Below are 19,203 nucleotides of genomic sequence, written 5' to 3'. Positions count from 1 at the left end.
TAGCCGGTTTGAGAACGATCAGTCAAGAACAATCGTTCTCAAACTCGAAGGCCCTGAAGATCCTCGATCCGAACGCCACGGGGAAAGCCGCATGCTCGCCCCGCGATCGCTCCGGTAGCCTTATGGATCAGCGGGCCGCTAGCTCAATGGCAGAGCTGAGGACTTTTAATCCTTAGGTTCGGGGTTCGAATCCCCGGCGGCCCACGAGTGGCGGTGGAGTGTGCCCGCGGGGAGCGCGGGCCATGGCCGCTCGTCATACCTCCTCCGGGGGCGACCCCCGGAGACCCCGCGTTGCGGTGGGCGCGCTGGTCGTGATGGGTGCGCTGCGATGATGGGTGCGCTGATCGCGATGGGTGCGCTGCGATGGTGGGGGCGCTGCGATGGCGGTGCGCTGGTCGTGGATCTTGGCTGGTGGTTACTGTTTCTGGTGGCTGGGCAGCCTGGACCATGGTCGTAGGGTCAGCAGGCCGGCCAGGCAGGCGGTCAGGCCCAGGGCTGCGAACGCTGCTGCCTGTTTCCATGACTGGTCGCCGGTCAGTGGGTAGATCGCGGTTTGGCTTCCGGTGTCACGGGCGGCTATGACGTCGCCGGTCCTCGCTCCGTCGGGTAGGCCTCCGGACAACTCCATGTCCGTACGCACGTCTCTGCCGTCGTCGCTGACGAAGTCGCCGAACCAACCACATCGTTGGCGCGGAGGCTCCCATCGGTCACAGGACATCGGCTCCGTGAGGGTGAACGTCCCCACGCGACCCTCGCCGTGCGCCGCCCGCACGTCGGGCACGAGCATGGTCAGGCTTCCGGCGCCGACGACGGCCCCGATGACCACCCAGAACGCCGCCACGACAAGGAGCCCCGTGCGGAGTCTGCTTCGCCCTGGCGACACACCCCGACGCTATCCACGGCCCTCGATCCCGGCAATGGACCACAGGGGTTCACCTGGGGTTGCGTAGCGCTTCTCACCCGCCCGAATGGGATTCGGCGGCGACCGTCGGGGTCAAACTCCCTGACCTCTTCGGGAAACGTCGTCGGGGGTAGTGAAAATGGGCAAGCCGGAAATCGCGCCGTACATCGCCGGGATCGTCGGGGTCGTGGCGATCGCCAAGCTGGTCATCCTGTTCCTGCAGGCGATCCAGATCGTCTCCTAACAGCTCCACCCTCTTCTCCATCTCTCGGTGGTCCTTCTCCACCCGGGGTCGTCCGTAGCTTCCTTGCCATGACCAAGGACATGGACCGCCGGCCCGCTGTCCGGGCCGCGAACTATCTGATCACCGGGGACATGCGCGGCAGCCGGGGTACACGCCTCGCCGCGACCGTCGTCGATCGGGTGCTGGAGAAGGAGGGTGGCAAGGTGACCGGCAAGCTCGTCGCCGCGATCGTCGTGGTTCTCGTGGTGGTGGGTCTGGCTTTCGTCGCCTACCGTCTGCTCATGGTGGAGATCATCCTCGACCTCGTGCGGGACCGCGCTTGACGCTGCTGCGCCGGACCGCGGCCCTCATCCGCGCCGACGACCCGGAGACCGGGTGGATCGTCCGGATCGCGCTCAGCGCCCTGCTGATCTGGGCGCTGTCCGGGCAGGCGACCGCTCCGCTCGTGGCCGCTCTGGTCTGCTGGTTCGTCTTCGTGGCCACCGATCACCGGTGGCCGCGCCTGGCGCGTACGTCGTTGGCCGTGGCCGCTCTTCTGCCGGCCGCGGTCGTCGGCGGCGAGGGCAACGGATCGGCGCAGCTTTTCCTTTTCGCCGCTCTTTTCATCTTCGTGATGCTGCCGAGGATTCCCCTCGGGGCGATCCTCGGCCTCACCGCCGCCGTTGTGGCCGTCATGTCGCTCAGCATCAGAAGCGGCGCCATGCTCGCCCAGGCCGCGGTCATCGTCATCGTGGTGCTGTTCAGCCTGCACCGCCGGGAGCATCGCCTTCGTACCGAGGAGCGCGCGCGGACCCACGAGGCACAGGCGCGCGCCGCCGCTTTGGACGAGCGCGCGCGTATCGCCCGTGAACTTCATGATGTGCTCGCTCATTCGCTGGGCGCACTAGCCGTACAGCTGGAAGTCGCGGAGGCCGAGTTGACGGAAAAGCGCGACTTGACCGCCGCCGCGACCCGCGTCCGTAGGGCCCGCAAGCTGGCCCGGGACGGTCTGACGGAGGCGCGGTCGGCGGTGGCGGCCCTTCGGGCCGACGTTCCTCCGCTGCCGCAGGCGCTGGCTGATCTCACTGCGGCGCATCACGCCGATCACGGGGTCAAGATCTCCTTGCGTACGCATGGAAGCGCGCACAACCTCAGTCCAGCCGCTGAGGTCGCCCTCGTGCGGACCGCGCGCGAGGCGTTGACCAACGCCGCCAAACACGCCCCCGGGACCGACGTGACCGTTCTGCTGGAGTACACGGATTCCGCGGTACGGCTCATGGTCGCCAACGAGTGCGAAACGCCCTATTCAGATGGTGGCTACGGGCTGGTCGGCGCCCGGGAACGGCTGGCCCTGGCCGGCGGCACCCTCGAAGCCGGCGCCGCCGGGGGCACGTGGCACGTCGTCGCGGAGGTTCCCGCATGACGCTGCGAGTGGTGGTGGCCGACGATCAGCAGCTCGTCCGGGAAGGACTGACCGCCCTGCTCGACCTCGTCGAGGGCGTGACCGTGGTCGGCGCCGCCGCCGACGGCGAACAGGCCCTGGCTCTGGTCGCCCAGCACGAGCCCGATGTGGTGCTGATGGACCTGCGCATGCCCGTGCTCGACGGCATCACCGCGACCGCGCGCATCCGCGACCAGCACCCGGGCGTGGCCGTGGTCGTGCTGACCACCTACGCCGACGACGAGTCGATCACGGGTGCCCTCGCGGCCGGCGCGCGCGGTTATCTGACCAAGGACGCCGGGCGCGCCGAGATCGGTATGGCCCTGCGAGCGGCCGCGACCGGCCATTCCCTGCTCGACCCGGTGGTCGTCGCCCGTATCGCCCAGACCTTCTCCGGTACGCCGGCGGCACCACCGCCGCAGCTCCCGGACGGCCTGACGCGGCGTGAGGCCGAGGTGCTCGGCCGGATCGCGCTGGGCCGCACGAACGCCGAGATCGCGGCCGAACTTTACATCGCCGAGGCCACCGTCAAGACCCACATCAACAACGCCTTCGCGAAGATCGGCGCCCGGAACCGGGCCGAGGCGGCCACCTACGCAGCCCGTCACCGGCTGCCCTAGAAATTTGTGGCTCTTGTGATCGATGTGTGGGTGGTTTCGGGGTCATCGGTCAGGTAGCTCTGGTCGGTGACCGCCGAGGGTGAGCATGGCCAGGGCGATGATCGCGTGGGCTGAGTGGAAGCCGAAGCCTCGGCGGATGATGAGCCGGATCTTGGTGTTCGTTGATTCGACCAGGGCGTTGGACAGCCGGTTGGTGATGGTCGCGATGATCGCGTCGCGGTCACGGGTGATGCTTCGGGCGAGTTTGACGAACTGAGCAAGCCGGCAGCGGCGTGCCCAGCTGATCCACCGGTCGAGGGCTTCGACTGCTTCGCCGGGATCGCGGTGGGCGATCGCGAAGACGGTGCGCAGTCCTTCTTTCAACGCCCAAGCGCGGTGCAGGGCGGGGTGGGTCTTAGCGATCCAGGCCAACTGTTCGTGCTGGCGTTCGGTTAGGTTTTCGGGGTTCTTCCAGAGCGCCCAGCGGGCGCGTTTAAGGGTTTTCACGTCACCGCGCGGGCGGTGGTTGCGGTTGTTGGCGCGGGTAGTGCCCCGTGCGTGGCCACGGGCTTGGTTCCACACGGTGCGGCGTTGTTCGTCGAGGGCATCGGTGGCCCAGGCGACCACGTGGAACGGGTCCGCGCAGCGGATCGCTCGCGGGCAGTGTTCCGTGACGGCTTCGCGGATCCAGCCGGCGGCGTCACTGGAGATGTGGGTGATCGCCGCGCAGCGCTCGGGCCCGAGCCGGGTGAAGAAGGCGGCCAGGGCTGCCTTGTCCGCGCCGGGCGCGGCCCAGACCAGGCGACCGGTGTCGTGGTCGACGACCACGGTCAGGTATTTATAGCCTTTGCGGTAGGAGATCTCGTCGACGCCGATACGTTTCAGTCCGTCGAGTAGATCGACCTGCCGCTCGGTGTCGGCCCAGACCCGGCTGATGACCGCGCCGACGGTGCGCCAGGCGATCCGCATCAACTGGGTGACAGCGCTCTTGGCGCAGGTCGTGGCGAGCCAGGCCACGCTCTGGTCGAAGCTGAGGGTGTGCCCGGCCCCGTGCCGAGCCCAGGGCACCGCGGCGACCACCACGCCATGCTCCGGACACGAGACTCGCGGCGCGTCCGCTTCGACGTAGGCGACGGTCGTGCCCAGGTCCAATGCCCGCCACCGACGCCGGCCCGAGCCCTGGTCATAGCCAGGACACCGGCGCCGGCACAGCCCGCACCGGCGTCGCTGACCTCGAGCCGGACGGACCGCCGCAACGAGGATGTCCTGCTGCTCGTCGAACTCGACACGCTCAACGACTGCTTTCCGAAGTCCGAGCAGCCGAGCCCATACCCTGGTATTACGCACGCCGTTGTCCCGCTATCTACCGTTCTGACCTTCGACAAGCCAGAACCTAAGCGGGACAACGGCGTGCGCTGTCGTTACTGCCTGAAACCACCCACACAAGCGTCAGTAGAACCAAATTTGTCGTACCCACCCCCTAGCTTGTCCGCCATGGCAACCGCAGCGGCGTACTCATACCTCGGCTCGTCGGCGCTGGACCTCTCGGGCCTGGCCCTTCAGACCTCCGGCGGCCCGGCGGCGCATCCGCGCTTCTTCGCCGGATTCCTGACCGATCCCGGCGCCGCCGCGGCCGGACTGCTCGCGGTGGCCGAGGTCGCCCGCACCCGATATTTCCGGCCGGTCGGCCCGGCCAGCCTCGACCCGGTGGTGACCGCGGGCAGCGACCGGCTGCGCTTCGAGTCGTTCTCCGGCTGCTGCGGGGTCTACGCGCGACTCGACGTGCTGCCCACCGGCATCGACGGCGAGATCGTCGCTCACGGCACGACCAATGTGGACGTCAACCTGCCGTTGCAGCGCGCCCTGGGCCGGGTCGGCCGCGCCGACCCCATGCACCTGGCCGTCGGCCCCGACGACCTGGCTGTGACGACGTTCGACGGACCGGTCGTCGAGCGCAAGGTGCCGCTGCCGTCGCGCTGGCTGCGCGGCTTCGCCGAGGCCCAGGTGCTCACCTCCCGCTTCGACCCGCGCGCCGAGCTCGGCGCCGTCGAGGCCCGCGCCCTGCTCAACCGGCTCTCCACCGGCGACCGGTCGGTGCTCTGGGCGGTGCCCGCCGGCCGTTCACTGCGGTTCACCTCGCGGCCCACGGCCGGCGCGGTCTGCCTGCCGGGCGCCGGGCGCCTGGCCGCCCTCAAGCCTTTCCTGCGCCATGCCACCGCGCTGCGCGTCTACGGCCCGCCGGTCGCCGCCGGCAGCGGCCCGGTCGCCAGCACGTGGGAGCTGAGCACCCCGACGCAGCGCCTGTCGCTGACGCTCTCACCCGAGCCCTATCGGGGCTTCTCCGGCGAGGGCTCGGTGCTCGACTCGCTGGCCAGCGACGAGGCCGCCGACGACGCCGACCTGATCAGCGTGCTGCTCTCCTGGGACCCGACGATCGACGTTGACGCCCTGGCCTCGGCGGCCGGCCTGACCGCCACCCGCGTGCGTGACGCGCTGACCCAGCTCGGCACGGCCGGGCGGGTCGGTTACGACGTCGCCGAGGCCGGCTATTTCCATCGCACGCTGCCCTATTCGGCCGACGCCGTGGCCGACATGAACCCCCGCCTGGCCGGTGCGCGGTCCCTGGCCGCCGAGGGCGCGGTGACCTTCGATGGCGAGGCTGCGTCGGTTCGCAGCGGCGAGGAGCTTTATCTCGTACGTCTTGACGGCTCCTGCACGTGCCAGTGGTGGGCCAAACATCGCGGCGAGCGGGGTCCGTGCAAACACGCGCTGGCCGTCCGCCTGGTCCGTTCCGGCGTCATCGCCGACGAGGTGCGGGCATGAGCCTCGAGTGGGAAGTCCTCGAGCGTCGCGCTCACAACGGCGACACCGTCGGCGTGACCTCTCTGCTGCTCAAGGCCACCGAGGAGGAGCGCCTGGCGTTCGCCCCCGAGGTCGAGGCCCGCATCAAGGCCCTGACGCCGAAAGACTGGTGGCGCCCGGCCACCGACCCGACCGGCGGCTTCGCCCTGGCCGTATTCGGCACGATGCCCACCGCCGCTCGCGCGGCCCGCCTGCTCCTGCGCCGCGACATCCGCGACAAGTGGCGGCAGATCCCGATCCCCCGCCTGCTCGAGATCGTCCGGGGCCGTGAGCTGCCCTGGCTCGGTGACCTGGCCACCCGCCTGGCCATGAAGCTGTCCACGGACGACACCTGGACGGGCGGCTGGAAACTCGTCTCCACCCTGCTGGCCGAGTCGGGCGCGACCCCACCGGTGACCGAGCCGGTGGTCCGCTGCTGGCTCGACGAGACGCTCCGCAGCCAGTGGGAGCGCCCAGCGGTGCCGCCGCTCGACAAGTTCCGCGCGTCGCCCTACCTTGACGCGTTCCTCCCCGCGCTGTTCGAGATCGACGGCATGGGCGCCGAGCTGACCCGCGGAACGATGGATCCCGAGAACAACTCCTGGATCGACGAGCCGGTCTTCCCCGCCGTGACCGCCCAGTTGGTCGCCGAGGGCCGCCTCGACCGCAAGGAGATCCTGGCCGCCACCGTCGACCGCCTGGTCCGCGGCGACCGCCCGGCCTGGCTGCGCCCTTTCGTCATGCTCCACGACCTGCTGGCCCCCACGCTCGACGAGTCAGCCACCCACGCCGTCGACTACGCCCGCCTGCTCCCCGACGCGCCGTCCACCGTGGCCGGCCTGGCCCAGCGAGCCCTCCGAACCGTCGACGAGGCCGGCCTCCTAGACCTGGAAACCCTCCTCGAGGTCAGCCACTACACCCTGCTGCGCAAAGAAAAGGTGCTGGTCAAGGCCCAGCTTTCGTGGCTCGACAAGGCAGCCCGCCGCACACCGTCGCGGGCCACCGAGATCCTCGAGACGATCGCCGTCGCTTTCAGTCACCCCGCATTGGACGTACAAGAACGCGCTCTGACCCTGACCACCCAACACCTGAAGCGCCTCACCAAGCCAAGCTCCGGCCCGGGCGCGCCCGGGCGTTCCGACACACCGGACGGGATGCTCGACGCGGCGGCTCTCGATCGCCTGGCCGGCCTCGCGCGCGGTCTCGGCGGCGATCTGGCCGCGAAGGCGGCCGAGCTCTTCGGCACTGAGGAGCCCACTCCCGTCCTCGGCGTCACCTACCTGCCACCGCTGCCGGAAGTGGCCGAGATGCCACCGCCGATCACCTCGGCCGCCGAGCTGGCCACCGAGGTCGCCGCCCTACTGCACGAGGAGACCGCCGTCCGCTGGGAGCGAATCCTGGCCGCCCTGGTCACCCTGAACGCCGCCGGTGAGACGGCGGCCCTGGCCACCGCTCTCACCCCGCTGCTGGACCGCCACGCCGATCATTTCGCCGAGGACCACTGGCAGCCGCGCCCACACATGTCCTTCCTGGCCGCCGCGATCCGCCGCCTGACCGACCCCGCCTTCGGCGACCGGGCCGAGAAGGGCCGTTGGCAACGCCTGATCGCCACCGTCGACGCCCCCTGGACGATCGGCGGCCCGGTCCTTTCCGAGCCACCCGACCGCCTGCTGTTCCTGCGGGCGGCCGAGGTCTATGTCCGCATCCTCCGGTCACCCGTCCCGGAGCTGCTCGCGACCCCCACATTGGCCAACGGCAGCCTCGACGCCCGGGTCCTGGCCGACCGCATCCGCCGGCTCGAGGCCACCGGTGGCGAACCTTGGCCCCTCGACCTGGAGCAGGCCCTCCTGCGCCTGCCCCGCGACAGCGATCCCGCGGTCGCCGCCAACCTGGCGTCCGCGGCCGGCCGCAAGATGTTCGAATGGCTGACCGAGGGCGGCCTGGCCGACCCGATCAGCACCCGCATAGAACAGGCAGCGGGCCGCACGTTCGAGTTCCACGCCGGCCCGAAAAGCGACTCCTCCGTCGCCGCACCACCCGCGATCGCCCGCTTTGCCGTCAACCTGACCCCCACCCGCGCCCCACTGCTGCGCGTGGAGGACCAGCTGGTCACCCTGACCCGCCGCGACGTGAAACACGTCTTCGCCTACGACCAGATCCCCAACGGCAGCATCCTCACCGCCGCCCTGCCCCACCATCGCGAGGTCCTGGCCGCCTGGGCCCTCCCCGAGCTGGCCGCCGGAGCAGACGAGGACCAGCGCGGCGCCGGCCACCTGCTCCCGCTGCTGGCCGAGTGCAACGGCCCGATAGGCCCCGCCACGACCCTCACCCTGGCGTACGGCCTGGCCGCCCGCCATGATTCCGACCGCGTGGCCGCAGCCGACGCTTTCCTGACATTGGCCGCCCGCCACGACCTGGAACGCCTGGACGACGCCTCCCCTCTCATCCCACCCTCCGACTCGTTCGCCACAGCAGTCGGCCGCGACCTGGGCGACTTGGGCGCGCAAGGCCTGATCAAACTGAACCGCGTCGTACCCGCCTTGACCGACGCCCACCGAGCCGGCGCTTCCACCGCCGTCTGGAAAGTCCTGGCCTCAGCCATCCCGCTGCTCCTGGCCTCCGCCCCTCGTGGCCTGCCCGACCTGCTGGAGCTGGCCACCCAGGTGGCCACTACCACCGGCGTACGAGCAGAGCTCCCACCACTGACCAAAGCCGCCACCCAGAAGGGCAGTTCCCGACTCGTCAAAGAGGCAAAGCGCCTGCATTCCGTGCTGACCCGTTGACCCGTTGACCCGCCCAGTCTCCGCGCCCAGCCACTGACCGCCCACCTGCCGAGCCGCCCGGCCACTGACCGCCCACCCGCCCAGCCGCCGAACCGCCCGGCCACTGACCGCCCACCCGCCCAGCCGCCCGGCCACTGACCGCCCACCCGCCCAGCCGCCGAGCCGCCCGGCCAATTGACCGCCCACCCGCTCAGTCGCTGGCTACCGCACAGCGCTGGCTGGCCGCGCTGCGGCATGGCGTTGGGCGGGCGGCGGGAGTGCCTCCGGAGCGTGACAGGGTGCTGCCGCGGGCGGGCGGCTGGAGGAACGCCAGTAGGGTCGGTCGGCATGAAGTTGCGTGAGGACGAGGTGCGGGTTGCCGCGCCCGACTGCGAGATCCGGTCCAAGGTGATCAGGCCGGTTGGTGAGGAGCCGCTTCCCGGAGTGGTGCTCTACACCGACATTTTCCAGCTCACCGAGTCGACGCTGCGGACCGCTCGGCGGCTCGCGTCCGCCGGGTTCGTCGTGTGCGTGCCGGAGATCTATCCGCGCGGGGACGTCGCGGGCGTCGCCCTCGAGTTCGACGAGGCCGGTAAGCAGGCGGGGCTGGCGGCGGCTGCCGAGACGACGACGGCGCAGTTCGACTCCGACCGGGAGGCGGTGCTCGACTTCCTCGAGAACCGCGACGACGTCACGACTCTCTCGGTGGTCGGGTTCTGCCTCGGCGGGCACCTCGCATTCCGGGCCGCCTTCGACCCTCGCGTCCTGTCGACAGTCTGCTTCTACCCGACCGGGCTGCAGAACGGCTCGCTCGGCGCCGACGACCCCGGATCGCTGGCCCGGGCCGCCGACATCCACGGGCGCCTGATGGTCATCTTCGGTTCCCAGGATCCGCACGTCCCGGCCGACGCGCGGCTCCAGGTCATCTCCGCCCTCTACGCCGCCGGCTTGGAAGATCTGGAGCTCCACGTGTACGCCGGCGGCGAGCACGCTTTCATGCGTGACATCGGGCCTCGCCACGACCCGGTCCTCACCGACTTGGCCCTCTACGAGGGGATCTCGTTCCTGACCCGCCAGTGAGGATGCTCAACACCCCGCCCCAGATGCCGACAAGTGAGTGATGCGGCCCAGCCGCATCACTCAGCCCGACCCGACCCGCATTCAGCCCGACCCGACCATCACTCAACCCGATCCGACTGTCACTCAGCCCGACCCGACCATCACTCAACCCGACCCGACTGTCGCTCAGCCCTACCCGCCGAGGAGTTCCGCCGTGTCCCACCCGCCGCAGCACCCATGGCAGGAACCCTCGGCCGAACAACCGCACCCTCACCCCGGCGGCCAGCCCACCCCCGACCCGCTCTACCAGCAGCCGCAGTCCCCGGACGCCGTCTGGCAGCAGCCCTCAAGCCCAGGTGCTCAGCAGCCTCCGACTCCGGACGCTGCCTGGCAGCAACCGCAGTCCCCGGACACCGGCTGGCAGCAGCCGCAAACTCCGGACACAGGGTGGCAGCAACCGCAAACTCCGGCCGCCTCTTGGCAGCAGTCTCAGACGCCAGCCGCTCAGCAGGCGCAGGACCCGAATGCTTACTGGCAGCAGCCTCAAAGCTCGGGCTCTCACAACGCCCCGCCGGCGGGGACCTACCAGCCGGCCGCGCCGGAGGGTCATCAACAGGGCGGGGCCTTTCAGCCGCCGGTGCCGGGGAGCTATCCGCAACCTTCGCCCGAGGGGTACCAACAGCCTGGCGGCTACCCGTCCGCAGGCTATTCGCAGCCGGGGCCAGGCGGTATGCCAGGGGCAAGCGGTGTTCCGCAGCCGGGGCCGGGCGGTCTGCCGCAGCCAGGGCTGGGCGGTCTGCCGCAGCCAGGGCTGGGCGGTCTGCCGCAGCCAGGGCCGGGCGGTCTGCCGCAGCCAGGGCCGGGCGGTCTGCCGCAGCCAGGGCCGGGCGGTCTGCCGCAGCCAGGGCCGGGCGGTCTGCCGCAGCCAGGGCCGGGCGGTCTGCCGCAGCCAGGGCCGGGCGGCCTGCCGCAGCCAGGGCCGGGCGGCCTGCCGCAGCCAGGGCTGGGCGGTGTTCCGGGAGCAGGCGGCGCACCAGGGGCGCGCGGCGTGCCAGGAGCAGGCGGCATGCCGGAAGCAGGGCAGGCTCCTGGGTACTACCAACAAGCGCCGGGTTATCCCTACTACCCGGGAACCGTCGCGCCGCCCGCTCAGCCGTCTCGGCCGATGATTACGGGGTGGGTGGCTCTGGCCGCGGGTGCTGCGGCTGTTCTTGGGTCGCTTCTGCCCTGGGCCACCATCAACGCTCCGATTCTTGGCTCGATCAGCGTCTCCGGGACCGATGGGGCCGATGGGTGGATCACGCTGGTGCTTGGGCTTGTTCTGGCGGTCGGCGCCGGTTTGCGGATCCGTGGGCCCCGGCTGCCTGCAATGGCCACGATCGTGACCAATGTCGTCAGTGTCGGCAGTGCTCTGGCGCTGCTCATCATCGGTGTCTGGAAGATCGTGGATCTGCGGACCACCGAGAATGAGCTGCGGGACTCTCTCTCGTCCGCGCCCGACGATCCGTTCGGGATCGGTAGTGCGTTCAGCAGTGCTGTCCAGGTGCACCTCGGCGCTGGTCTCATGCTGATCACCGCTGCTGGGCTGGCCGGCACTGTTGCCATGGTTGTCATGCTGCTGCGGCGTAAAGACTGAACCGGAATCTGTCGTTCAACATCCGTCCATCCGATTTCTTGGTGGGCCGGGCTAGGCTCGGCGCCATGCGCCGTACCGCAGGGATCGTTGTTCTTGTCGCACTGACCACCGCTGTCGCGGCACCCGCGCAGGCCTCCGGCAAGCCCGCGGACGACTCCAAGCGGGAGATCACCGCGATCGTGGAGACGCCCGCCCTCTTCGACGACGAGGCCGGCGGGGACGCCGACGCCGACGATCCCGCGATCTGGGTCAACCGGGCCGACCGGTCGCGCAGCCGGGTCATCGGCACCGCCAAGAACGGCGGGCTACGGGTCTACGACCTGGCCGGCCGTGAGGTGCAGTCGATCCTGCCGCCCGAGGGTGGCCGGTTCAACAACGTCGACCTGATCAGTGGGTTCGGCCCGCAGAAGTACGACCTGGCCGTCGTGACCGACCGCGGGCGCGACCAGCTGCGGATCTACCGGATCGAGCGGCGCAGCGGCCACCTCACCGACGTCACCGCCGACAACGCGCCGCTGCTCTTCTCGCGCGACCAGGCCGAGGTCGAGACCCAGGCCACCGGCTACGGCCTGGCCACCTACGAGCGGTACGCGGTGGTCAGCCGCCGCCACAGCACGCGGCTCGGCATCTTCCGTCTGGAGGAGCAGCGCGGCGGCCGCATCGGCTATCGGGTGACCGACACCCTCGACCTGCCGAAGCAGTTCGCGCTGCCGAACGGCGCCACCTGGTCGCCGTGCCTCGAACCGGGCGAGGACCCGCAGGTCGAGGGCATGGTCGTCGACGCCGAGGCCGGTGTCCTCTACGCCGCGCAGGAGGACGTCGCTCTCTGGCGCATCCCGCTCGACCGGGACCGTTTCGCCGGCATCCCGCGCGTCGTCGAGAAGGTCGCCGAGTTCGGCGCGCCCGGAACGTACGACCCGGAGACCGAGGAGTGCACGCTCGGCGCGACCCGTTTCGGTGGCCGCATCGCCGCCGACGTCGAAGGCACCACGATCTACCCCACCGGCAAGAAGAACGGTTACCTGATCGTCTCGAGCCAGGGCGACAGCAAGTTCTTTGTGTACGACCGTCGCACCAACCGGCCGATCACCAGCTTCTCGGTCGTCGACGGCAAGCGGACCGACGGCGTGCAGCACTCCGACGGCGCCGCCGCGACCGCCGAGCCGCTGCCCGGATTCCCGAACGGCCTGCTGGTCCTGCACGACGGCGAGAACACCCCGGACGGCGGCCGCGTCAGCACCGACTTCAAGTACGTCGACTGGCGCGCTCTCAAACTGCGCTAGACGCGCTCGACATACTGGGGCTCGCCCGCGGGCCGGAGGCTCGGAGCGGACCGACGCGACGACGAGGCCGGTGAGCGCGACCTTGAAAGCGCGAATGCCGCTGCGCGCCGCGCTGGAACTGGCGGGGCACGCCCCGCAGGAGGATCAGACCTGTGCCAATAGCGGGCGCACGGCGCCTCGAGGGGTCAGAACTGCGCCATTAAGCCGGCGCACGGCGCCTCGGGAAGTTAGAACTGCGCCATTAGCCGGCGCACGGCGCCTCGGGGGGAGGGGGTTAGAACCGCGCCCAATAGCCGGCGCACGGCGCCTCGGGGTCAGAACTGTGCCAATAGCGGGCGCACGGCGCCTCGGGCGTGGTGGATTCGGGACTTGACCGTGCCCTCCGGCACCCCTAGGTGAGTTGCGATCTCTCGGTAGTCGAGCTGGCAGACGTCCCTCAGGACCAGCGGCGCGACCAGCTCGGGGCGTGACGACTCCAGCAGCTCCAGCGCGTCCAGCAAGTCGAGCCTCGAGCCGGCGATCACGCTCGTGGTGCGCGGGTCCGGTACGTCGACCGGCAGCAGGTCGTGTGCCTGTTCGGCCGCGCGCCTCTTCAAGGAACGGTACGTCTGGCGCGAGCAGTTCGCGATGATCACGTGCAGCCAGGTGGAGAACTGTGCCCGGCCCTCGAAACGGCCGATGTTGCGTGCGACCTGGAGCAGCACGTCCTGCGCTGCTTCCTCCGCGTCCTGGTAGCACGGCAAGAACCGCGCGCAGCGCCGCAGAATGCTCGTCCGGATCGCCCCGAGCAGTTGCTCCAGGGCCACCTGGTCGCCGGCCGCCGCCAGGCGCGCCAGCTCCTCCTGCTGATCGTCTCGCATACCGCCCCCGTATTCGATCTTCAGCGCCCTCATCATACGGCGGCGTTCACCTTCAGCAAGATCGGTCGATGTACGTCAGTCGGCCACAAAGGACGTACGCAAGCACCCGGCCGCCGGGACGGCCGGGTGGAGCGCTGCACAGAAGGTGCCGGAACGAGGTGCTCGCCGCCCCCCGTAAAAGCGGCGTCCACCTCGTTGTCTGGTGTGATGCGCTTCCCGGGGTCTTAGTTCTCGATCTTCGATAACGAAGAGATAACGCCCCGAGGGCCAGTGACGCCGACCGATACAGCAAACGTTCAGAATCAGCAGTACGCTGCGGCTCCTAGTCGTCGGTCATCGTTCGTACGTCGGCCACGGTCCGGACATCGGCGACGCTCATCGTGACTTCCATGCGAGTCGCTCTGGTCACGGAGTCGTTCCTCCCCGACGTGAACGGGGTCGCGAACTCGGTGGTGCGCACGGCCGAACACCTGCTGCGCCGCGGACACGACCCCCTGGTGATCGCCCCGCAGCCGCCCCCCGCGGTTCGCGATGTGCCGGTCACCGTCCCGTACCCCGTGGTGCGGATGCCCTCCCTGCCGATGCCCGGTTACCCCCAGATCCGGCTCGGCCTGCCCACACCCACCCTGACCGCGGCCCTGCGCGCGCACGGCACCCAGGTCGTCCACCTGGCCAGCCCGTTCGTGCTCGGCGCCTGGGGCATGGCCGCCGCCCGCTCGCTCAAGCTGCCCACGGTCGCCGTCTATCAGACCGATGTGGCCGCGTACGCCCGCGCCTACAAGGTCGGCATGACCGAAGGCGCCGCCTGGCGCTGGATCCGCACCGTGCACAACCTCGCATCCCGGACCCTGGTGCCGTCGACCGAGTCGGCCGCTGCCCTGACCACTCACGGCGTGGAGCGCGTCCACCTCTGGCGCCGCGGCGTCGACGACGTTCTCTTCCACCCGGGTCGCCGCAGCTCCGGCCTGCGCCGCGCCCTCGCTCCGAACGGCGAGGTCGTCGTCGGCTTCGTCGGCCGCCTGGCCGTCGAGAAGCAGATCGACCTGCTGGCGGACGTGAGCCGGCTCCCAGGCGTACGTCTGGTCATCGTCGGAGACGGCCCGGCCTCGCCGCAGTTGCGCAAGGCCCTCCCGGCCGCGCTTTTCCTGGGTGTACGCCGCGGCGCCCAGCTGGCGCGCCTCTACGCCAGTTTCGACCTTTTCGCGCACACCGGCCCGTACGAAACGTTCGGCCAGGCTGTGCAGGAGGCCATGGCGAGCGGTTTGCCGGTAGTCGCGCCAAATGCGGGCGGTCCTGTGGATCTCGTGCACCACGGTCGGACCGGTTACCTCGTTCCCCCTTTCCAATCCCAGGGCTTCACCGACGCCGTACGGGCATTGGCCGCCGACCCGGCGAAGCGTGCCACCTTCGGCGCGGCCGCACGGCAGGCCATCGAGGGCCGGAGCTGGTATGCCGTGGGCGAGGAGCTCCTTGGCCACTATGACGCCGCCCGCACGCTGGGTCTGTTCCACCGCAAGACTCCCGTGGCGGCCTGACAGCAGGCTCACAGCCGGGCATGAAATCTTTCTCCACACGTACAGAGCCGGAAGGTCAGCCACCGAGTGAGAATTGTCCGGGTTGCCAACTTCGTCATGCCGCGTTCCGGCGGCCTGCGCACCGCTTTGCGCCATCTGGGCGCCGGCTACCGAGCCGCCGGCCACGACCCGGTCCTGATCATCCCCGGTCCGTCCTTCTCCGACGAGGACACCGACCAGGGCCGCGTGATCACCCTTCCCGGCCCGCTGGTCCCACGCATGGGCGGCTACCGCCTGCTGCTCGACCGGGCACGCCTCAGCACGACGCTGAAGGCGCTGCGTCCGGACCGGCTGGAGATCTCCGACCGTACGACTTTGCGCTGGCTCGGCCGTTGGGCAAAGCGCCAGAACGTGCCGTCCATGATGGTCTCCCACGAGTCCTTGGCCGGCCTGCTGCGCCTCTTCGGGCCCGCGCCCGCCCGCCGGCTGGGCGACATGTTGAACGGAAGGTCAGCCGCCGACCACGACCAGATCGTGTGCACCACCGCGTGGGCGGCCGCGGAGTTCGAACGGCTGGGCACGACCAACCTCACCCGGGTTCCCCTGGGGGTCGACCTGGAACGGTTCACTCCCGCCAACCACAACCCGGAGCTGCGCTCCCGCTGGTCGGCCAAGGACGACGTACTTCTGCTGCATTGCGGCCGCCTCTCGCCCGAGAAGAAGCCGCGGCGTTCACTGGAGGCTCTGCATCACCTGCGCCAGGCCGGCGTACCCGCCGTGCTTCTGGTGGCGGGCACCGGCCCGCTTCGAGCCGCGCTTCAATCCGAGGCCGCCGATCGTGGCCTGCCGGTCCGCTTCCTGGGCCACATAACCAATCAGCAGGAGCTCGCAGCCCTGCTGGCCACAGTGGACGCGGCCATCGCACCGGGCCCCATCGAGACGTTCGGCCTGGCCGCCTTGGAGACTCTTTCGAGCGGCACCCCGGTGGTGGTCAGTTCCGAGAGCGCCCTCCCCGAAGTGATCGGCCCGCCCGGACCCGCCGGCCTGGCCGCGCCCGGCGAGGGACCCGCCTACGCCGAGGCCCTGCTCCAACTTCTTGCCACCCCTGAGGCAACCCGCCGAGCCGCAGCCCGCACGAGGGCCGAACGCTTCCCATGGCAGGCATCGGTGTCCGGTTTCCTCGAGGCACACGGTGCCCCCGCGACACAGACGATCCCTGCTGGGTCATCAGAGGAAGGGCAGGGCCCCATAGCCGTAGACCATCGCTTCTAGCCCGACGAAACAGCCATGAACGCCAGTGGCAGCCAAAGCCGGGGCTGATGGCCGGAGTTGGGATGGTTTTGCCGACGCTGGGCCGTAAGCAGCTCGAGGAATTCTGCTGCTAAGTGCCTGCGGGCTGCTGGGATGACGTTGGATTCTTGGCCGGCGAAAACAGAAAAGAGCCGGAAACGACAGTAGGCCCACCCGATCCCGGGTGGGCCTACTGTTTCACGTTGAGTCCGGCGGCGTCCTACTCTCCCACACCCTCCCGAGTGCAGTACCATCGGCGCTGGAGGGCTTAGCTTCCGGGTTCGGAATGAGACCGGGCGTTTCCCCTCCGCTATGACCACCGAAACAACCATCAGCGGAACAAACCAGCAAACGTCAGCTGTCACCAGCTGGTGCTTGGTTGTTCGTTTGCTGTGAATCACACAGTGGACGCGCTCATAAGTTTAGGGTGGTTAAGCCCTCGGCCTATTAGTACCGGTCGACTGAACCAGTTACCTGGCTTACATCTCCGGCCTATCAACCCCATCGTCTATAGGGAGCCTTACCCACTCAAGGTGGTGGGATACCTCATCTCGAAGCGAGCTTCCCGCTTAGATGCTTTCAGCGGTTATCCCTTCCGAACGTAGCCAACCAGCCGTGCCCCTGGCGGGACAACTGGCACACCAGAGGTTCGTCCGTCCCGGTCCTCTCGTACTAGGGACAGCCCTTCTCAAGTATCCAACGCGCACGGCGGATAGGGACCGAACTGTCTCACGACGTTCTAAACCCAGCTCGCGTACCGCTTTAATGGGCGAACAGCCCAACCCTTGGGACCTGCTACAGCCCCAGGATGCGACGAGCCGACATCGAGGTGCCAAACCATCCCGTCGATATGGACTCTTGGGGAAGATCAGCCTGTTATCCCCGGGGTACCTTTTATCCGTTGAGCGACACCGCTTCCACACGCAAGTGCCGGATCACTAGTCCCGACTTTCGTCCCTGCTCGACCCGTCAGTCTCACAGTCAAGCTCCCTTGTGCACTTACACTCAACACCTGATTGCCAACCAGGCTGAGGGAACCTTTGGGCGCCTCCGTTACCCTTTAGGAGGCAACCGCCCCAGTTAAACTACCCACCAGACACTGTCCCTCGACCCGATCAGGGCCGCAAGTTAGATACCCAAACCCAACAGAGTGGTATTTCAAGATTGCCTCCACCCGAACTGGCGTCCAAGCTTCACCGGCTCCCACCTATCCTACACAATTAAATTCGGATACCAATGTCAAGCTATAGTAAAGGTCCCGGGGTCTTTCCGTCCTGCCGCGCGTAACGAGCATCTTTACTCGTACTGCAATTTCGCCGGGCCTGTGGTTGAGACAGTGGGGAAGTCGTTACGCCATTCGTGCAGGTCGGAACTTACCCGACAAGGAATTTCGCTACCTTAGGATGGTTATAGTTACCACCGCCGTTTACTGGCGCTTAAGTTCTCCGCTTCGCCCTTACGGGCTAACAGGTCCCCTTAACGTTCCAGCACCGGGCAGGCGTCAGTCCATATACATCGTCTTACGACTTGGCATGGACCTGTGTTTTTAGTAAACAGTCGCTTCCCCCTGCTCTCTGCGGCCATACCACGCTCCACCAGCAAGTGGCTTCACGCGTCCGGCCCCCCTTCTCCCTAAGTTACGGGGGCAATTTGCCGAGTTCCTTAACCACAGTTCACCCGTCGCCTTAGTATTCTCTACCTGACCACCTGTGTCGGTTTAGGGTACGGGCCGCTCGGAACATCGCTAGAGGCTTTTCTCGGCAGCATAGGATCAATGACTTCACCTGAAACGGCTCGGCATCACGTCTCAACCTACATGCAGTGCGGATTTGCCTACACTGCGGTCTACACGCTTACCCCAGGACAACCACCGCCTGGGATCATCTACCTTCCTGCGTCACCCCATCACTAAACTACTACCCACCAAGATCCCAGACTCCACACCCTTGACCCGAAGGTCGCCGGCGCTTCGCGTGGTTAGTACAGTGAGGTTCGTCTTGGGCGTTCCTTTGCGGGTACGGGAATATCAACCCGTTATCCATCGACTACGCCTCTCGGCCTCGCCTTAGGCCCCGACTCACCCAGGGCGGATTAGCCTGGCCCTGGAACCCTTGGTCATCCGGCGGAAGGGGTTCTCACCCTTCATTCGCTACTCATGCCTGCATTCTCACTCGTGCAACCTCCACGGCTGGATCACTCCGCCGCTTCCCTGGTAGCACGACGCTCCCCTACCCATCCACACCACTGCACCCAACCCCGAAGAGTTGAGCGGATGTATTGTGTGAATGCCACAGCTTCGGCGGTGTGCTTGAGCCCCGCTACATTGTCGGCGCGGAACCACTTGACCAGTGAGCTATTACGCACTCTTTAAAGGATGGCTGCTTCTAAGCCAACCTCCTGGTTGTCTAAGCGACCCCACATCCTTTTCCACTTAGCACACGCTTAGGGGCCTTAGCTGGTGATCTGGGCTGTTTCCCTCTCGACTACGAAGCTTATCCCCCGCAGTCTCACTGCCGCGCTCTCACTTACCGGCATTCGGAGTTTAGCTGATTTCGGTAAGCTTGTAGGCCCCCTAGACCATCCAGTGCTCTACCTCCGGCAAGAAACACACGACGCTGCACCTAAATGCATTTCGGGGAGAACCAGCTATCACGGAGTTTGATTGGCCTTTCACCCCTAACCACAGGTCATCCCCCAACTTTTCAACGTTGGTGGGTTCGGTCCTCCACGCAGTCTTACCCACGCTTCAACCTGCCCATGGCTAGATCACCCCGCTTCGGGTCTAGAACATGCG

The 19,203-nt window shown here is 68.2% G+C and carries 14 protein-coding genes, 1 tRNA gene and 2 rRNA genes (1 of these 17 cut by a window edge); 12 read left to right on the top strand and 5 right to left on the bottom strand.

Translation table 11 applies throughout. The annotated features are described in order from the left end of the window. The first annotated feature begins 132 nt into the window (after nt 1-132). Nucleotides 133-204, top strand: a tRNA-Lys gene (locus tag ACQP2X_RS00940). A 211-nt stretch (nt 205-415) separates the two neighbouring features. On the opposite strand, the gene ACQP2X_RS00935 is transcribed toward ACQP2X_RS00940, so the two are convergent. Then, nucleotides 416-841, bottom strand: a complete 426-nt coding sequence (locus ACQP2X_RS00935) for a hypothetical protein (protein ID WP_498693700.1) — start codon at nt 839-841, stop codon at nt 416-418. Between the two features lie 372 nt (nt 842-1,213). Here ACQP2X_RS00935 and ACQP2X_RS00930 point away from each other — a divergent pair, with 372 nt between their 5' ends. From ACQP2X_RS00930 to ACQP2X_RS00920, 3 genes are read left to right on the top strand one after another with little or no spacing between them, the layout of a single operon-like run. Further along, on the top strand, nt 1,214-1,468 hold the full coding sequence (locus tag ACQP2X_RS00930) for a hypothetical protein (protein ID WP_498693698.1): 255 nt from the start codon (nt 1,214-1,216) through the stop codon (nt 1,466-1,468). Beyond that, nucleotides 1,465-2,547 carry a sensor histidine kinase gene (locus tag ACQP2X_RS00925; protein ID WP_498693696.1) on the top strand — a complete coding sequence of 361 codons (1,083 nt, stop codon included), beginning with the start codon at nt 1,465-1,467 and terminating at the stop codon, nt 2,545-2,547. The genes ACQP2X_RS00930 and ACQP2X_RS00925 overlap by 4 nt, the downstream gene beginning before the upstream one ends. Beyond that, a complete protein-coding gene (locus ACQP2X_RS00920) occupies nt 2,544-3,185 on the top strand; it encodes a response regulator (RefSeq protein ID WP_498693694.1) in 642 nt (213 codons plus the stop codon). The genes ACQP2X_RS00925 and ACQP2X_RS00920 overlap by 4 nt, the downstream gene beginning before the upstream one ends. Before the next feature lie 42 nt (nt 3,186-3,227). Here ACQP2X_RS00920 and ACQP2X_RS00915 read toward each other — a convergent pair whose 3' ends face one another. Next, complete coding sequence (locus ACQP2X_RS00915) at nt 3,228-4,511, bottom strand: ISL3 family transposase (RefSeq protein ID WP_498686812.1); 1,284 nt, start codon at nt 4,509-4,511, stop codon at nt 3,228-3,230. A gap of 147 nt (nt 4,512-4,658) precedes the next feature. Between ACQP2X_RS00915 and ACQP2X_RS00910 the strand changes: the two genes are divergently transcribed. The 6 genes from ACQP2X_RS00910 (at nt 4,659) to ACQP2X_RS00885 (ending at nt 12,745) form a co-directional block, all read left to right on the top strand. Further along, nucleotides 4,659-5,987, top strand: a complete 1,329-nt coding sequence (locus ACQP2X_RS00910) for an SWIM zinc finger family protein (protein ID WP_498693692.1) — start codon at nt 4,659-4,661, stop codon at nt 5,985-5,987. Then, nucleotides 5,984-8,788, top strand: coding sequence for a hypothetical protein (locus ACQP2X_RS00905; protein ID WP_498693691.1), 2,805 nt, complete (start codon nt 5,984-5,986; stop codon nt 8,786-8,788). The genes ACQP2X_RS00910 and ACQP2X_RS00905 overlap by 4 nt, the downstream gene beginning before the upstream one ends. Before the next feature lie 327 nt (nt 8,789-9,115). Beyond that, nucleotides 9,116-9,847, top strand: a complete 732-nt coding sequence (locus ACQP2X_RS00900) for a dienelactone hydrolase family protein (protein ID WP_498693690.1) — start codon at nt 9,116-9,118, stop codon at nt 9,845-9,847. Between the two features lie 725 nt (nt 9,848-10,572). Next, nucleotides 10,573-10,995, top strand: a complete 423-nt coding sequence (locus ACQP2X_RS00895; protein WP_498693689.1) for a hypothetical protein — start codon at nt 10,573-10,575, stop codon at nt 10,993-10,995. Between the two features lie 11 nt (nt 10,996-11,006). Continuing rightward, a complete protein-coding gene (locus ACQP2X_RS00890) occupies nt 11,007-11,462 on the top strand; it encodes a hypothetical protein (RefSeq protein ID WP_498693688.1) in 456 nt (151 codons plus the stop codon). Between the two features lie 65 nt (nt 11,463-11,527). Next, on the top strand, nt 11,528-12,745 hold the full coding sequence (locus ACQP2X_RS00885; RefSeq protein WP_498693687.1) for a phytase: 1,218 nt from the start codon (nt 11,528-11,530) through the stop codon (nt 12,743-12,745). 314 nt (nt 12,746-13,059) lie between these two features. Here ACQP2X_RS00885 and ACQP2X_RS00880 read toward each other — a convergent pair whose 3' ends face one another. Further along, a complete protein-coding gene (locus ACQP2X_RS00880) occupies nt 13,060-13,605 on the bottom strand; it encodes an RNA polymerase sigma factor (protein ID WP_498693686.1) in 546 nt (181 codons plus the stop codon). 389 nt (nt 13,606-13,994) lie between these two features. On the opposite strand from ACQP2X_RS00880, the gene ACQP2X_RS00875 reads away from it, so the two are divergent. Both ACQP2X_RS00875 and ACQP2X_RS00870 read left to right on the top strand, forming a co-directional pair. Next, nucleotides 13,995-15,140: a glycosyltransferase family 4 protein gene (locus ACQP2X_RS00875; protein WP_498693685.1), complete on the top strand. Its 1,146-nt coding sequence runs from the start codon at nt 13,995-13,997 to the stop codon at nt 15,138-15,140. 66 nt (nt 15,141-15,206) lie between these two features. Beyond that, nucleotides 15,207-16,391, top strand: coding sequence for a glycosyltransferase (locus ACQP2X_RS00870; protein ID WP_498693683.1), 1,185 nt, complete (start codon nt 15,207-15,209; stop codon nt 16,389-16,391). Nucleotides 16,392-16,616: 225 nt separating this feature from the next. On the opposite strand, the gene rrf is transcribed toward ACQP2X_RS00870, so the two are convergent. Then, nucleotides 16,617-16,733, bottom strand: a 5S ribosomal RNA gene (gene rrf, locus ACQP2X_RS00865). A gap of 103 nt (nt 16,734-16,836) precedes the next feature. After that, nucleotides 16,837-19,203 (bottom strand): 23S ribosomal RNA (locus ACQP2X_RS00860) (it continues 744 nt past the right edge of the window).

Source organism: Actinoplanes sp. CA-131856 (assembly GCF_050956135.1).
In the GTDB taxonomy this organism is placed as follows: domain Bacteria; phylum Actinomycetota; class Actinomycetes; order Mycobacteriales; family Micromonosporaceae; genus Actinoplanes.
The sequence above is the reverse complement of the archived record's forward strand: the minus strand, read 5'-3'. Positions and strand labels throughout refer to the sequence as shown.

What these genes read in the sequence shown, in the direction of transcription:
- ACQP2X_RS00930 (WP_498693698.1), top strand. Translation starts at nt 1,214, where the DNA reads ATGACCAAGGACATGGACCGCCGGCCCGCTGTCCGGGCCGCGAACTAT.
- ACQP2X_RS00920 (WP_498693694.1), top strand. Translation starts at nt 2,544, where the DNA reads ATGACGCTGCGAGTGGTGGTGGCCGACGATCAGCAGCTCGTCCGGGAA.
- ACQP2X_RS00910 (WP_498693692.1), top strand. Translation starts at nt 4,659, where the DNA reads ATGGCAACCGCAGCGGCGTACTCATACCTCGGCTCGTCGGCGCTGGAC.
- ACQP2X_RS00905 (WP_498693691.1), top strand. Translation starts at nt 5,984, where the DNA reads ATGAGCCTCGAGTGGGAAGTCCTCGAGCGTCGCGCTCACAACGGCGAC.
- ACQP2X_RS00900 (WP_498693690.1), top strand. Translation starts at nt 9,116, where the DNA reads ATGAAGTTGCGTGAGGACGAGGTGCGGGTTGCCGCGCCCGACTGCGAG.
- ACQP2X_RS00885 (WP_498693687.1), top strand. Translation starts at nt 11,528, where the DNA reads ATGCGCCGTACCGCAGGGATCGTTGTTCTTGTCGCACTGACCACCGCT.
- ACQP2X_RS00880 (WP_498693686.1), bottom strand. Translation starts at nt 13,605, where the DNA reads ATGCGAGACGATCAGCAGGAGGAGCTGGCGCGCCTGGCGGCGGCCGGC.
- ACQP2X_RS00875 (WP_498693685.1), top strand. Translation starts at nt 13,995, where the DNA reads ATGCGAGTCGCTCTGGTCACGGAGTCGTTCCTCCCCGACGTGAACGGG.